This window comes from Flavobacterium kochi, assembly GCF_048286715.1.
Lineage (GTDB): Bacteria > Bacteroidota > Bacteroidia > Flavobacteriales > Flavobacteriaceae > Flavobacterium.
The window spans coordinates 80987-97649 of sequence record NZ_JBLVPW010000012.1 but is presented as its reverse complement, the minus strand read 5'-3'; the positions used below and the strand labels follow the sequence as shown (position 1 = coordinate 97649).

Annotated in this window: 8 protein-coding genes; all 8 read right to left on the bottom strand. The window is 39.7% G+C overall.

Annotated elements, in window-relative coordinates; translation table 11 throughout:
* Positions 1–3: 3 nt before the first annotated feature.
* Positions 4–3564, bottom strand: coding sequence for a malectin domain-containing carbohydrate-binding protein (locus tag ACNQGH_RS12225; RefSeq protein ID WP_417956294.1), 3561 nt, complete (start codon positions 3562–3564; stop codon positions 4–6).
* A gap of 1 nt (position 3565) precedes the next feature.
* Positions 3566–6289: an alpha-d-galacturonidase gene (locus ACNQGH_RS12220; protein ID WP_417956293.1), complete on the bottom strand. Its 2724-nt coding sequence runs from the start codon at positions 6287–6289 to the stop codon at positions 3566–3568.
* Between the two features lie 17 nt (positions 6290–6306).
* On the bottom strand, positions 6307–7182 hold the full coding sequence (locus ACNQGH_RS12215) for a sugar phosphate isomerase/epimerase family protein (RefSeq protein WP_417956292.1): 876 nt from the start codon (positions 7180–7182) through the stop codon (positions 6307–6309).
* Between the two features lie 65 nt (positions 7183–7247).
* A complete protein-coding gene (locus tag ACNQGH_RS12210) occupies positions 7248–8393 on the bottom strand; it encodes a sialidase family protein (RefSeq protein WP_417956291.1) in 1146 nt (381 codons plus the stop codon).
* Positions 8394–8395: 2 nt separating this feature from the next.
* Positions 8396–11155, bottom strand: a complete 2760-nt coding sequence (locus ACNQGH_RS12205; protein ID WP_417956290.1) for an alpha-L-rhamnosidase — start codon at positions 11153–11155, stop codon at positions 8396–8398.
* A gap of 10 nt (positions 11156–11165) precedes the next feature.
* Positions 11166–12734: an MGH1-like glycoside hydrolase domain-containing protein gene (locus ACNQGH_RS12200; RefSeq protein ID WP_417956289.1), complete on the bottom strand. Its 1569-nt coding sequence runs from the start codon at positions 12732–12734 to the stop codon at positions 11166–11168.
* A 21-nt stretch (positions 12735–12755) separates the two neighbouring features.
* Complete coding sequence (locus ACNQGH_RS12195; protein ID WP_417956288.1) at positions 12756–15230, bottom strand: glycoside hydrolase family 95 protein; 2475 nt, start codon at positions 15228–15230, stop codon at positions 12756–12758.
* Positions 15214–16644 carry an alpha/beta hydrolase gene (locus ACNQGH_RS12190; protein WP_417956287.1) on the bottom strand — a complete coding sequence of 477 codons (1431 nt, stop codon included), beginning with the start codon at positions 16642–16644 and terminating at the stop codon, positions 15214–15216. The genes ACNQGH_RS12195 and ACNQGH_RS12190 overlap by 17 nt, the downstream gene beginning before the upstream one ends.
* Positions 16645–16663: the final 19 nt, after the last annotated feature.

Below are 16663 nucleotides of genomic sequence, written 5' to 3'. Positions count from 1 at the left end.
TTTTTATTGAAACTCAAAGGAATCCAAAAGCAATCCTTTCATATCCTCTGATTCTAGGGTAATTTTATAGGTTCCCGCATTAATATAACCACCAGAAGTGGTATTTAATATTTTCCATTTTTCAGCGGAAGGAAAAAACTCAATGGTGTCATTTCTCATTAAAATACCATAGGCATCTTCCATTTTGAATTTTACTTTCAACGGCGTTGCGTTGCTGTTCATAAAACGGAAGCGCATCAAATAAATCCCCGCAACACCTGGTTTCACTTCAAACTGAATGCTATTGTTGGTCTTTTTTGTAAAGGCGATATAATCGCTCTTTTTAAAATTCCCTTTCTCAATTCCAGCTCCGATCGCTTTGGCATTTTCTGCTTCAAAAAGAACAACCGGGCGAGAATCATTGGCTTCACCCATATCATAGGTTGGTACCACAGCAATTGAATACATGGCCAATGCATTGGTGTTGTCAGTTTCATTAGTACCGAAAAGTACTTTTTCTCCCTTTTTCACTGTTTTGTGAAAAACAAAAAATTCGACCCCTTTACTGTTTTTAGCGGTTTCTTCTATTTTTTTATAATCGGATAACCAGGTAAACGGTGTTTTTGCCCTGCTGTCTACCATAACGTACACATCGGAGTCTTCTTTGGACACAAATGAACCTGATGTATTTGCCTCTGAAACGGAAGCCAGCTGCAGGTAATCTGCTCCAAAAACTAAGGAAGGCAATTGGGTAAAAACAACCTCTGAATCTAAATATTGCTTGGCATTATTATCCAGCCAGGATCCGATTTTATACCCCGTTTTAGCAGTTGGATTGACGGTAACATTTAGAATATCTCTTGGTGATGCCGAGGCTCCTTTTGCCATTTTATCTTTAGTTGCAATGGCAATAGCCGAAATTATAGCTTCTCCGGCCTTTACATTTGGAAAGGAAATACTGATTTTCCCGTTTTTGCTTTTTACGACAAAACTTTTCTTTACTGCGGTATCGTGTCCCGCTTCACTCCAAATATCAAAATCCTTTAGAACCACATTATCATTGATGGCCACATCGAACAGACGCCAGCCTTTGCAATCCATACCTCCTCCCGTTCCGTACCAAGGTTCGGTGAAATACAATTCGACAAGGTATTCACCCTGGGGAGCAGGAAATTCGTAACGCAATTTATCCACGCCGTATCTAAAACTCTGAAACAACCTCCAGTCTTTGGTTCCTGCAATCGGATCATAAGTACTGCGCTGGCTGGCATAAAAAGCAGGCAACTGTTTGAAAGTATCGGTCCAGGACAAAGAACCCCAAGTGGCATCACCGCTTTTATGGGTATCAGCCTGCCAATTATTTCCAAAAGCATCGGTCATTTCTGAGCCGCCGCTATTCACCCTATAAATATAATTATAGCCTTTTTCAGGTTTTAAAAGCGTTTCTTTCTTTGTTTCTAATAGTTTGAAATGAGGTGCTTTCGGTAAGGTGCCCAATACGACATAATCTTTGGCAACAGCTTTACCATTCACATACCCCACGGCATACAGGACATTGTACTGAATGTTTGCATTATTCCACTGAAAATGTTGTCCCAGCCCAGGATTTTTAAGTTTACCCAGCGAACTGTTATTTACATCATTAAACAATTCTACCTCATCACAATTGGAATAGACATCGATTCCATTTTTTATTCCCGGTGCTTCCCAACGGTTGGGCCAAGTGTGCGAAACAACATAGACCATTGGATTGGTTTTATTCGAAACATAATTGGCACGATACATATAATACGCATCCAAAGGTTCTCCCCAAATACTGAAAAGTCCTTTGTAGTTGACTGGGCCAACTTTATCTATGTCTCTAAATCCTTCCCCATTTTGAACACGTCCGGGATTTTCGTGAGAGGCAAACAACCAATTAAACTGTCCCGCGGTTTTATCTTTTACCGACTCAGCCTCGCGGACTTTAATTTCCATCAATTGTGAAAATCTGTTCTCGCTAAGAGTTCCTTTTTGATCAAATTCGCCTTCGGTATGTAAATCGAAAGAACGCCAGGCGCCATATTCGCCATTTAACAATTGTTGACTGAGTTCCACATTATAATTAAACGGATCTCCTCCATACGTTCCTGACCAGTTTTGTACCACATTCCAATCCGTCCCTTCACCACCATTACAAGTGGTAACCAGGCGTTGTGACGCTGATGACGGATCCATTTCTTGAATGATTTTGGTGCATTCGGCTGCAAATTCTTTTGGAATCGTACTTTCATTTTGCAATCCCCATAAAACAACTGAAGGACTATTTCTGCGTTCTTTAATCCATTCTCTTAATAAGGTTTTGAAATTCTCCTTAAACTCTGGTGTATCGTACCAGATATGTGCTGAAAACTGACTCCAAAACAGTATGCCATTTTCATCTAACTCTTCCTGATATTTTAAATTATGAGGTTGGTGTGCCTCTCTAAAAGCATTAAAACCTGCCCCTTTAATTTGCTCAATTCTGGAATGTATCTGTTCTCCCGAAAACGAATGGCTTTTGCCAATTAAATGTTCGTATTCACAAGTTCCGTTAACAAACAAAGGCTCGTCATTGATATAAAAACGATGGTCCGTCCCGGCCCTGTTAATTGGCCAACTGACCCAACGGATTCCATAAGGTGTTTTTAACTCATCTATTTTTTTTCCATTTTCGTAAATGGTTGTAACCAACTGATATAAATAAGGATGCGCTGGCGACCACAATTTTGGCTGTGCAATTTCCGGAAGTGTTTGCGCTATTGCTTTTGTTTCACCACCACTACTTTTTATTTCGCTTTTGGAAGAAACAATTTCTTTTCCGTCTGCTTCTAAAAGGGCATTTACAATGGTTAGGTCTCGATTCGAATTTCCGTAGTTTTTGATTTCGGTTGTGGTATGACAGATGGCTTTCTCCTTGGAAACTGATTTGTCATTCCAGATATGAACACCAAAAGGCTCGATTCGAAGGGCATCTGTAACAACCAAAGTAACGGGTCTGAAAATCCCCATTGGCTGTGAACCTTCAGAGAATCCCCATTCGCCGGAACAACCACCACAAACCCAAGGCAAATCAGCTATAAATGACGGGTGAGCCGCTTTGACCATAATGTTGTTTTCAGCAGCAAAGACTACGGCATTTGTAATATCAACCGTAAAAGTGGTTCTTCCTCCTTTGTGTTCCCCTACTTTTTTACCGTTTACCCAAACCGTAGCATACGAACTAACTCCTTCGAAATAAAGAAAAAGTCTTTTTCCTGCATCTGACTTATCTAGCTTTAAGAACTTATGATACCAGGCGGTACCGTGCAAATTCCCATGTTTTGTTCTTCGAAATCCATAATACTGATCCCAATTATGAGGCACATCAACTTTTTGCCAGTCCGCATCAATTTTAGGATGGCTCACAAAGGCGTCCTCCAATGGCAGATTGACGTCTTTAATAATAGTTTCCCAAGCTGAATTCAGCGAAACTTCTTTACGAAACGTCGCTGCCTTCCCATTGCTTTGACTCCAGGCAAAACAACTGATGAATAAGAAATATAATATGTAATGTATGTTTTTCATTTTAATAGAAAAGCCAATCAATAGCCGCTTTTTCTCCTGCGTCAATAAAACCAACATCGCGAGGGGTAATGGTTTGTGCACCATCAATGAAACCAAGAATAAGCACTCTCCCTTTACCCAAATCCAATTTATTTTCACCGGGCTGAAAAGTATAGGTATGAATATTTACTCGTGGCAATTCTTTTAGATTCATCGCACTTGCCAATATAACTTCGGCTTGACCGAAGGCATTTCCAGCAGCATCTGTTTCTAAACTTGGCGGCAATAAAAATCTCTTCTGATCCGAGTTGAAATAACCGACAACCAATTTTACGACTTTGGTATTTTTAAATTTCAAATGGGTTCCATTCTCGTTTTGCATCGTTTCATCCAATGTAATTCCTTTTAAATTTTGCAATTCAGGAGCTACTTTCAGGATTTCTGAAATTGGAGTTCCATATACCTTGGTTCCGTTTTTAACCGCATACGACGCCGTATTTCCGTCTAACAAAGTTACTTCGGCCGTTTGCCAAGGTTTGCCTTCTTTCTTTTCAATGGTGCCATCTTTTGACGATTTCAACAGCGCCAAATTTCGTTTAAAATTGACTAACTCTCGTTCGTAATGCGGTAACAATTCTGCCCAGGTTTTGTTGTTTCCATCATCGCCTCCCATTGGAATTCTGCGTTGTGCCGTTTGCATGCTATTGGCATACAAATAACTGTCTTTTGTCAGGTTGACCAATTCTTGGTAATAGCCTATACTTTTTTCAAGATGCGGAAGCGCTTGATCCAAATCTGAAATTTCATTGGAATAACTGTAACGCAATACCAGCATCGCGGCTTTTACTTTCTCTGAAAAGAAATCAGCAAATGCCTTGTAACAATGCATATCGTTTTTAAGGCGCAGAAATTCTTCTTTGTCTTGCGTTACCTTTGCCTCTGCTTTATCAATAGCTTCAACGGCTAGCTTCCCGTGTTGTGTAATTTCACTAATAATTTGAGGTGGCGTTTCGCCTACATGGGGCTCGTGATTCCATTCTTTTTTGGCGTATTCCAACAGCAGTTCACCCAAAGGCCCGCACGATTCATGAAATCCGGGATACACGCGCCATTTGGCTGGATTAACCAGCTGACTTTCGAACATTCCTAAAAGTAATGTTTGTCTGTTTCCTTCTGTAATTCCAAATCTTCTCAATGTTTTTGGGGCAATTTCTCCGGCTTCTTCATAGGCTTTCAGAATATTGTTTCCAGCCTCCAAATCGGTTCCGAATTTACCCGCCAATTGGGTATCCCAATACTGAATTTCCTGTCCCCTGTCTCTTTTACTGTCCCAGGCATATCTTGACCACGCCTTGTACCAAATCCAATCCCGATCCATTTCCAATAATCGTTTATCGGTTTTATCCGCTGCATACGGCCAGTCCCAATACGATGCTTGCGGATACAAATGGAGTGCGTTGGCACCATGCACATTATGCATTGCCTGAACTGTTTTTTGGATGAAGTCCGGAGAGCCATATCGGAACGGCTCCAAGTTGGCCAAAATATGAACATTTGAAATATGAACAGAATTCAAAGCACTTAATTTCTTGTGGATCTCCCCCCACGGACCACCAGGTGTGTAAGTAGTTAATGACTCTCCATTGTATTTATGCATGGTGTATAAATTTTTATACAATGGAAGCGCTTTACTCATTACCAATGGTGCATCGGTATCGTGCGCCCGAAGAATAATGGGAGGCTCGTCTGTTCTTCCCAAGGTTTTCAAACCATCCTGAACCCCCGGAATAATAGTTTTTGTAAACCATTCCACATCATCATCAACCGTGTTAATGGCTTCTCCCAAACACACCAACAATCCAACATTGGGATATTTTTCTATAAAAGCAGCGATTGATTTTCTCGTATAATCGGAAATTTCCGGTGTAATAGGACGCGAACGATCCTGGGTCTTGATGTTATAATGCTCCGCAAAAGGCTTGGAAACAATAATGTTATAAAACATTTGAATCACCCAAATGCCTCTTTTGTTGGCTTCTTCGGTAAGGAATTTATAGATCGCCTCATTCTTTTTAAAATCTTCCTCACTTACTTCAAGTGCAAACGGATACTCTTTTAATTTTACCAATGAAGCAAAAGGATGACCGTTCCATAAATACAACGAATTCATTCGATTATCGACCATCATGTCCAGGTATTTTGTCCACAATTTTTTATCATAAAACCAAGGAAAAGTTTCTGGCGTATACGGATATTCATATACGTCCCTACCTTCCAAATAGTACGGTTTTTGCATTCCAATGCAAGAACCTCTCAGTACCATTTCCGGACTGTCCTGAATACTAATGTCCGATGGTATTTTTCCTGAAAGCTGAATACGATCTGCCAATTCCATAGCACCATACAAGGTTCCGGTAGCGTCTGCTCCTTCTATGTAAAGAATATTTTTTTGAGTGCGTATTTGAAAACCTTCCTTTTTCGTCAGTTTAGTATCGTCTATACTGCTTTTTGTGTTTTGTTTCCAGTTGGCTGTTCCTTTTTGTCCAATAACAATTACCTTACTATTGGTTCTTTTAGGAAGTTCTTGCGAGAAAGTAACACTATATCCTTTTTTTGACAGAATTGCTGATAGTTTTTCAGCTCCAAACTGAATTCTGGGCGCTGTCGCATCACTGACAATTGTGACTTTTTGCGCTGTCGAATAGGAAACATAAAAACATAAAAATAACAAACTTAAATATTTCATTAGGGAGAATTTAGATTTTATTTATTCTGAAAAATACGTTTTAGATAGGCCACGTTTGCACCGTAATTAGCCTTTACATTGTGTACCTGTGCTACATCTCTGGAACGTTCTACAATCAACCAACCTTTCCAGTTCATGGAATCCAGTGTTTTCTTGATTTTTGGCATGTCTATGGCTTTGTCATTTTCCAGCCAAACCTTATCTGTATTGGAAGCATGAATTTGAGCCAGGTATTTTTTACCCAAAATCTTTAATTCGGTATCGATGTCTCTTCCATTATCTACGGCATTGGCAAAATTGAATGAGCTTTTTATGTATTTGGAACCTATTTCTTGCAGCAATTTTTTCTCTTCGGTTGCATTAAGTGATGTTTCAATAGCAATGACACCTCCTATTTTACCTACCTGTTGACCGGCCCATTGCAATCTTTTTATAACAGCCGGCCGCAATTCCGGATTTTTCACTAAATCACACTGCGTTCCAAGCGGTAAGTAAGCCACCTTTACGTTCATATTTTTCATAGTCGCAATACAATCCTCAACCATCAGCGTCACTGTTTCCCTTTTGGCAAAAGATTGCGCATAGAATCCGGACATGGCAATAGAACTGATTCCTACACCCAATTCTTTAGACTTATCCAGGAATTTTTGTCTTTCAGCCGGATCTCCTAATTTACTGTCAAATGTTGGTCTGGCACCTAAACCACCCATGTCCAATTCAATACCGTCAGCATTTATTTCTTTTGCTAATGCAAAAGCACCTAGCTTTTGTCTCTTTAGGATCATCCAATCACATACCGCAATTTTATACCGTTCTTTTGCATATGATGATTGAGCAGAAACACAACTATTAAACATTCCTGCAAAAACAGCCATGATAACTATCGCTGTCATTTTTATAAAATTCTTTCTGAAATTACGCTTGTCCATATTATAATTATATCTTCCGTTATTGCTATTTACTCTTCTTCCGCTTTAACGGCAGTCACCACTTTATTTTTATCTCCAGGCCAGATTCCATTTTTTATAGGAAGAGACACTAATTTTCTAGGATCAATTTTCACATATTTAATGCGTTCCCTACGCCAGGTGTATACAATATGTACCATTCCGTCCGAACTTTGTATCATGGATGGATACGAATATTGGCTGATTTTTGAATCTTCTAAAATTAGGGCAGCATTCCAATGAATCCCATCCTTAGACATCGAAACATTCAATGGTGTTCTGGGTCCTTTTGCTAAATCACCAGGTGGCAACACATGATTGTAAACCAGTAAATGGGTTCCGTTTTTTAAAGTGACTGCGTCGGTTCCGGAATTGTTATTGGGCAAGTCCAATAACTCCAAATCGGTCCAGGTTTTTCCGTTATCACTTGAAAAGGTAGAAGCCAAAGCTCTATTTCTTGTTCTGGCAATGGCCTGTATTTTTCCATTTTTATGAAAAAGTATGCTTGGCTGAATTGCATTTATTTTATCTTTACCTCTGGACAACGTATCGCCCATGTGCCATGTTTTTCCGAAATCCGGACTGGTTTCCATGCGAAGACGCCATCCGTCTCCTTCAATACTGGAAGGACACAGCAGGGTACCATCGCTTAATAAAACCGGTTTGTTTTTTATCGGACCTAAAAAGTCTTTAGGCATGTTTTTGGGTTTAGACCACGTTTTTCCATTATCAGAAGAAGTTAGTATCATTCCCCACCATTCAGATGGTTTTGGTCCAATTTTATAAAAAAGCATTAAATCTCCACCCGGAATTTGGTACAAAACAGGATTCCACGTTGGCAATCTTGGCCCTTCCTTCATCACTCCGTCGGCAACATTTATCGCCTCACTCCATTTATCGCTATTCTTGCTTTTTATACTTACCCAAATACAAACATCAGGATTTCTTTCTTGAGTTCCTCCAAACCAGGATGCCACTAAATCACCATTGGCAGCTTCTACAATTGTAGCGGCATGGCAAGAAGGATAGGGTGCTTTGTCGTATATAAATTCATCTACTAAAATTCCTTCTTTCCAGGTCTTTTTTTCCAAAGCAGATTTACAGCTTCCTAAAAACATTACGGTTAAAAGGAGAATGATTGTCTTTGAGGTTTTCATTATCATTGTTTTATATTATTTGCAATTATTTCATAAGATCCCGACGGTAATTCAAGAACCAGTTTGTTTTTTTCGATTTGATACGATTTTGATACTTTTTCATTATTTATTTTCACATCCGAAGCATTCATTGTTGGCAAATAAACCAACGCCGATGCATTGGCTGGAATGGTAATTTTCCAAACTAAATTGGTTTTGCTGGTCTTCCAATTGCTTTTAATCAATCCATAAATCGATTCATAGGATGCATTTACATAATTCAGTCCCGCCTCAAAATCAGGTTTCATAATAATTTGTTTGAAACCCGGAGTTGCAGGATTACTTTTAATTCCGGCCATATTTTCATAGTACCAAATCAACAGATCACCTAACAACATCACATGGTTTTGAGAATTCATTTTAGGATCTGCGGTGTTTCCATTCCATAATTCCCAAATGGTAGTCGCCCCGTTTTTTACCATATAACCCCAACTCGGGTAGGTAGTATTCGACGCTAACTTATAGGCCAAATCTGGTCTTCCATAGCCCGATAACGTTCGCATTAAAAACTGAGTTCCAATGACTCCCGTACTGATATGTCCCTTATAGGTTACCTCAATTTCATGTACCATATTTTCGAACACTTTGGATTCCTTATTTTGAGGAACCATACCAAACGCCAGCGGAAGTACATTTGCCGTTACCGTATTGTTTGCGTAACTGTTGCTTTTCAGATTAAAAAATTTAGCGTTGAATGCTGATTTTATCCGTTCAGAAAGCGCATCGTAATACTTGATATCGTCTGTGCCAGCATCATTAATTGCCGCAAACTTTTTCATGATTTGCAACAGGCGATAATAGTAAGCACTCGCCAGTAATTCGCCATCCGTGTTTCGAGAAGGATCTTTGGCGTGAATCAGTTCCAATGATTCAGGCGGTACACACCAATCTCCATACTTATCCTTTGTCATTAAATCATTCACCAGATAATTGGCTGCCATATACACCATCCATTTTTTCATGGATGCATAATGTTTCTCTATCACTTTTTTATCAGCAAATTGTTGGTATAGCATATCAGCCACTGTGATGTAAGTTCCTGGCCAAGTCACGTTGTCACCATAATAACGCCAAAATGCGGGTGCCACATCTGGAATACCGCCATCGGCAGTTTGTGCATTTTTAATATCGTCTAACCATTTGGCATATAAAGTTTGGTTATCAAACAAAAAGCTTTCGCCGTAAGCACCGGTTGTTCGGTCTCCCAACCAAGGCTGACGCTCGTTTCGCTGCGGACAGTCAATAGGCATTCCTTTGTAGTTTCCTCTGATTCCCCAGTATGCATTTTTGAAGATTTGATTCATCGTAACATCCGAAGATTCAAAAGTACCGGTCGTTTTTATGCCGTCATAAACTACTTTACCCGTGAAATTATCCAATGTTGGTTTGGTTGTGTAACCCGAAATTTCTACAAATCGGAAACCGTGAAATATAAATCTGGGTTCCCAAATTTCTTCGCCTTCGCCCTTTAAAGTATAGACATCGGTTGTTTTGGCATCCCGCAAATTTTCGATGTATAAGGTACCGTCCGCTTGCAACGACTCGGCAAATTTCATCGTTATTTTATCCCCCCGATTCCCTTTTACTTTTAGCTGAAGCCAGCCTACCATATTCTGACCCATATCCAAAATATAGTTTCCGTTTTTGGCTTTGGTGATGGAAATCGGTTTTACTTCGCCCATCACTTTCATATTAGGGGTCATCTGCGCTTCATAAAAACCGCCTGGTTCTTGTACGAATCTGGCATTTTCCCACGTTTTGTCATCAAAATTGATGGCACTCCAACCTTGCATTTCTTTACGGGCATCGTATTCTTCGCCATCGTATTCATTATTGGCCAAAATAGGACCGTTCGTAGTTAGCTTCCAGGTGTCGTCTGTTCTAATTACTTCTTGGCTTCCATCATTGTATTCAACAAACAATTGCAGGGCCATTTTTGGAAAACCAAATGTTTTTATTTTATAGGCTTTATAATCTTGGCGCATAGCAAAAAAACGTCCGTTCCCTAAAATGGTTCCCAGGGCATTTTTACCCTGTTTTAATTGGGCAGTCACATCAAAAACATTGTATTTTACGTTTTTGGTATAATCCGTTGGAACGGGTGCCAATACCTGATTGCCTATTTTTGCTCCATTGATATACAATTCATACAGCCCCAAGCCCATAATGTAGACTTTGGCCGATTTGATTTGTCTTTTTAAATCAATTTCTTTTCTTAAATATCGGGCAGACAATTTGGAAAACTGGCTAACGCTATCCGTTGAAGAGGTTCTGTCATATCCAATCCAACGGGTCGATTTCCAATCCGAATAGGTTAAAATACCCATACTGAAATGGGCGAAATCTGTTGATTTAATTGCTCCTTTACTGGTCCAGACTATCACTTTCCAAAAAGCATCCTGCCTGCTTTCTAATCGTTTTCCATTGTAGCTAATATGCACCGATTCATTGCTTGCTACTTTACCGCTATCCCACAAATCAGCATGGTCAGCATTTAGATTTTCTAAAGTAGAAGCGACTATAATTTGATACGCCGTCTGGGCTGTCTGATTTGCATTGGTTTTTAATTGCCAACTCAAGCGTGGCTGCGTAACATCGATCCCTTCCGGATTGGTCAGCATTTCGCATTGCAGTTCACTAACAATTATTCCGTTCTGAGCTACAGCATCGACCGAAAAAATCATCAGTATAAAAAAGATACTATTTATAAAAAGCTTTGTCATGAATGCTGTTTTATTCTGCTATTAATTTCTTCAGTTTTTCTGAAGCAGCAATTTTTTTCCCGTTTTTGAAAATCATAAACCCTTTCCCTTTATGGTACTTTTCACCGGTTTTATCCCAAAGAATCGTAACAATATTCCCATGATACAATACATTATCTAAGCAAAACCAATCCCATTTTTCTTGCGGAATTAATGGATTCACCTCTATTTTATCATCTGCTCTGGGACGTAATCCCACTAGTCCGGTAATCATTAAATCATTAAAAGTAGAATGATTATAATACCTGCTTCGCTCTTTATCACCCATCAGCCAATACCCCGTAGTTTCGTCTAAATATTCACCGAGATAAGGTCTCCCACGATAGTATTGCGATTGTACATACAAATTCATCTGTTTGAAATAATCGTTTTTATCAATCGTGCTTTGGCTGTAATTATTCAATACATTGGCCATAGCAGTTAAGGTTTGCGACGTGGCAAAAGGCCAAATAGCGCCATCCCATTCACAGGTTCCTGAGCCATGAGTTCTAAAGCGTGGACTTCTTCGTTCTGCTGTTGTTAATCCGAAAGGAGCTGAAAAACCTTTTTCATCTTTTACTTGTTCCCAGGCTTTTTCAAAACCTTTATCCTGCTGCGGAAGATTAAAATACCAAGGAATAAAGCCAATAGCCTCTCTCACTTGTGCCAACGTATCTTTCTCTGTAAAAGTTTCAAAGAAGGTATCTTTAGGATTCCATAATTTAGTTTCTATCAATTTTTGAAGCGTATCTGCTTTGGCGCTAAAATACTTTTCTTGTTTAGTATCTCCTTTTAGCTTGGCTATATTGGCCAATGCTTTGGCATTGCCATACATATAGCTATTAATGGTAGGACGCGCATTTCTAAATTTTCTTGCCCCACTTAATGATTCCTCCATGCCGTCTTTTACATCAAACTGCCAGAACAATCCGTCTTTGCGTTTTCTGTCTCCTTCCCAGGCGGCATATTCATTAACCAAATCAGGAAACATATCCAACAGGAAGGTAGCATCTTTAGTTACCAAATAACGATTGTACAAGGCGTCAGCTGTCCAGCTGCTAAAGGTTCTCAATTTTTTCATGGGCTTGCCATCCTGACCTCTAAACCATAAATGGACGTCCTGCTCGACATATTCCGGATGGTGCAACCACCTAAATTCATTGATATGATGCCCCAAAGCACAACTAATCATGTTGTATTTATCGGCATAAGAGCGGTCTACCAAAAACTCTGTAATAGCATATCCCTGCGGCGTTTTTTTGATGTGTTTCCTGGCGCTCCACCAACGGAAATAATACATCTCCTCAAAATTTTGTTGAGGACATTCAAACAGGGGAATATTGGATTTCATCCAAACCCAGGCACTGTCATTTGGTATCGCTTCTTTTATATTCTCGTCCTCCATCGTGTTGAAATAATCAACATAATGCTTAAAATCAGCTTCCTTCAAAATGACCGCCGTTCCTTTTTTGGAATGTCCCGTCCCTGATTTGCAACCACTGCTCACAGCAGCAAACAGCATAACGAAAGCAATTATTTTATATTTGAAATGGTGTAACATACTACTACGTTAAGTTTTATTTTAATTGGCGTAAAAAGTATAGGTTTGTCCTGCTTTCATCTCCACATCATATTCGTTATACGTTGGCAACGGTACTTTTTTAAGATTTACTTTTTCCGAAATGATCGGATCCTTGATTGTAACATCCAAAAACAACGGATTGGAATTTTTTCCTTTTGCTTTTTTAAGTGAAAGACCTTTGTCTGCTCTTAAAGTATTCTCTAATCGCAGCCTACAATTCCCTCCTAGTTTTGCATAAATTTTCACAGTCGAAACTTTATTATTTTTCCAAGACATATCGATCACAAAACCGCCTCTTGAAACCAGTCCTTTTACAGCACCCTCTTTCCATACGCTAGGTAAAGCTGGTAATAACTGAATGGCTCCTTCCTGGCTTTGCATCAACATTTCGGCAATTCCTGCCGTACAGCCAAAGTTGCCATCTATTTGAAACGGCTGGTGCGCATCGAGCATATTGGGATAGGTACCCCCACCTTTTCGTTGCTCCGGAGTCACCAAATGCAGCTGATCCTGTAATAATTTATAGGCGTGATTTCCGTCTAATAATCTTGCCCAAAAATTTACTTTCCAACCCATAGACCAGCCAGTAGACTCGTCCCCTCTCTGTTGCAAAGTAGTTTTGGCAGCCGCTGTCAATTCCGGAGTTTTGAAAGGTGAAATTTGATTGCTTGGAAACAAACCATATAAATGAGAAATATGTCTGTGCTTGTCTTCCGGGTTGTCCCAATCTTCCATCCATTCCTGTAACTGACCGTATTTCCCAATTCGCATTGGTCCCATTTTAGCCAATGCCTGTCTCAATTTTTGACTAAAACCAGCATCATCCGAAACTACTTTTGAAGCTTCAATCACATTGGTAAACAAATCAAAAACCAATTGATTGTCCATTGTTGTCCCTGCAGCAAGCGTTGCTTTTCCAGAACCACCAGCGTGTTCGTGCTCGGGAGAATTGGATGGCACCACCACCAGGAATCCTGTTTTTGGATCCGGAATCATGAAATCGAGAAAGAAAGCTGCTGCTCCTTTCATAACAGGATAAATTTCTTTGAGATAATTTTTATCTCCTGTATATAAATAGCGTTCCCATAAATCCTGGCAGACCCAAGCACCACCAGTAGGCCACATTCCAGAAGTAGCAAAATCTACCGGGCCTGTTATGCGCCAAATATCTGTATTATGATGCAGCACCCAACCATTTGCTCCATACATCATCTTAGCAGTTTCTTGTCCGGTGACGCTTAATTCTTTTGCCATTTGAATAAAAGGCTCATGCATTTCGGAAAGGTTAGTTACCTCAGCCGGCCAATAATTCATCTCGGCGTTGATATTCATTGTATATTTACTTTCCCAAGGAGGCGAAAGCATGTCATTCCAAATTCCTTGTAAATTGGCAGGTTGCCCTCCCGGTTGGGAACTGGAAATCAAAAGATATCGTCCGAATTGAAAATACAAGGCAGCCAATTGCGGATCAAATTGTTTGGAGAAATTTCGTATCCTTTCAGCTGTCGTTTGTTTCGCTATTTCATTTGTTCCCAGGTCTAAAGCAACCCTGTTGAAGAACTTTTGATAATAGGCTATATGTGCTTTTTTTATGGAGGCAAAGTCTTTTGTAATGGCTTGCGTCAAATAGGCTTTGCTTTTGGCCACTTCATCTTCGGTAAGCTCTTTGTAGTTTTTAAAATTAGTGGCAATTGAAATATAAAGCGTCACCTCATCGGCTTTGTTGATGCTAATGATTCCGTTACTAACGGTAACTTCTCCACCCGAATTTTTGGCTTGAACTCTTCCCTGAAACTTCACTTTCCCTTTTTGTCCTTCCAAAGAGCCTGAAACTCCTGATAATGCAATTTGGTCGCCTTCGGTAGCGGGTACTGTTTTATCAAACGGACTATTCAGGAATACATTACACGTAATATTTCCGGGTTGACTCGCTGACAATTTCACCACTATAACCTGATCTGAAAATGACGAAAGAATCTCCCTGGTAAATGTTACTCCATTTACAGTATATTTTACTTTTGCCGTAGCATTTTCAATATTCAAATCTCTGTAATAATTGGTATATTTTTGATGTCCCGGAAACGAAATATACACACTGCCAAAAGTTTGATACGGCATTCCGTTATTGGTTTTCGACATCATTTCTTTGTCAGTCAAAGCCTGCGCTTCATCATATTTACCATCAAAAATCAACTGTCTGACTACAGGCAGAGATTTCAATCCGTTGGGATGCGCATTGCTGTTTGGCGAACCAGCCCAAATCGTTTCTTCATTTAATTGCAAACGTTCTACCGAAGGATCTCCGAAAACCATAGCACCCAGACGACCATTGCCCAAAGGCAAGGCTTCGTTCCAAATGGCAGCCGGTTTATCATACCAGAGTTTTAGTTCACCTGTGGCCTGAGCCGTTACATCTTGCAAAACAAGCAACACAATCCCAAGAAAAACAAGGCTGATTTTATTTTTTAACTTCATATACTTTATGATTTTTTTCTCCGAACATTTCATATAACTTGTTGATATCCTTTAAGGCATTGGCCGGTAATTTTTCACCTTTATCGCCAAAAACAAATAACTTTTCTTTCGGTTCCATTACGCAAGTGGACTCGTCGATTTCGCCTTTGGCATTCTTCACTTTATTTAAATCCAAACCTAAATATTTGGCCATAAACGGATACAAAGCCATCCGTTTTGAAACCCCAAAGTCGTGTCCTTCATTGGGAAAATGCGCATTTTCCACTAGGTCTTTTTTACCGTAAAAGCCATAAGTACGTTGGACAAAAGGGAATTCCAATTCCGGAACAGCAAGGGTCCAGTCTTTTCCATCCGAAACAATCAATTGCGGTTTTGGCGCCATCATTGCTGAAATTTCGGCATTATTGGTTCCGTTAGCACACAAATGAATGCCACGACCGCTTTCGCAAGGACAACCTCCGGAAAAATGCGAAGAAACCATCACAACGGGAGCAGAAACAGTAATCCTGTCGTCTAAAGCTGCCAAAAACATCGTGTGCGAGCCACCACCAGAACCTCCGGTAACTCCGACACGCGACATATCGGCGTTTTTAATCGTTGCCAAATAATCTAATAGGCGTATACCGCTTAACACCTGCACTGTTGATGCAATACTATTTCTGTGTGTTTCTTCCGGAAATTGAAGCAAGGATTCTCCCCAGGCAAACAAATCATAACTCACTACTATTGCGCCCATTTTGGCCAGTATAGCGCAACGATACTGTTCGTCGTTTCTATATCTTCCGTCTCCAAAATGTCCATCAGGCGTTACAATAATAGCCGCTTTTCTATTGAAAGGATAGGGCTTGTATATCGAACCCGTTACGTAAACACCCGGAAGGATTTCCAACCCAATATTTTCAACGCTATAGCCTTTATAGATTCTTTTTGGCGTTAAAATTGGCTTTGATTTTGGCATAGGAGGTGCTTTGTCTAAACCAAATGAAGTGCGCATACAGGATTTCAACTCTTTTTTTCGCGCTTCCCAATCCGCTAGCTTTGGATATAAATTGGTCAAAAAAGACAATCTTTCTGCTGCTTTATCAATAGAAACCTTATGATATTCAAATTTTCGGACAAGATAGCTTCCATCAGGCTGCTTAAAGTAGGTCAACTCAAAAGGTACTAAAACATTGGCCAAAGAAACTTCCAAATTACCTTGTTCTATTCTCCAATCGGCATAATCTAATTCCTTCCCTTTCAATAAACCTCTATCGTCAGTAACGGTTATATGAAAAATAGATTCAATCTTTTTAATTGTTTCTGAAACTGGCTTTCTGAAATTTTCATCAGAAGTTGGAGTCTGCGCATTTGTAAGTGTCAATGCAAAAATTGAAACCAGTAAAGCAAGCTGTATTTTTTTAATCTTCGTCATATTTCTATCTTCTTAATTC

Excerpts from the sequence above, each read along its gene's own strand:
- ACNQGH_RS12195 (WP_417956288.1), bottom strand. The coding sequence starts at position 15,230 with ATGAAGTTAAAAAATAAAATCAGCCTTGTTTTTCTTGGGATTGTGTTG.
- ACNQGH_RS12225 (WP_417956294.1), bottom strand. The coding sequence starts at position 3,564 with ATGAAAAACATACATTACATATTATATTTCTTATTCATCAGTTGTTTT.
- ACNQGH_RS12215 (WP_417956292.1), bottom strand. The coding sequence starts at position 7,182 with ATGACAGCGATAGTTATCATGGCTGTTTTTGCAGGAATGTTTAATAGT.
- ACNQGH_RS12200 (WP_417956289.1), bottom strand. The coding sequence starts at position 12,734 with ATGTTACACCATTTCAAATATAAAATAATTGCTTTCGTTATGCTGTTT.
- ACNQGH_RS12205 (WP_417956290.1), bottom strand. The coding sequence starts at position 11,155 with ATGACAAAGCTTTTTATAAATAGTATCTTTTTTATACTGATGATTTTT.
- ACNQGH_RS12220 (WP_417956293.1), bottom strand. The coding sequence starts at position 6,289 with ATGAAATATTTAAGTTTGTTATTTTTATGTTTTTATGTTTCCTATTCG.
- ACNQGH_RS12190 (WP_417956287.1), bottom strand. The coding sequence starts at position 16,644 with ATGACGAAGATTAAAAAAATACAGCTTGCTTTACTGGTTTCAATTTTT.
- ACNQGH_RS12210 (WP_417956291.1), bottom strand. The coding sequence starts at position 8,393 with ATGAAAACCTCAAAGACAATCATTCTCCTTTTAACCGTAATGTTTTTA.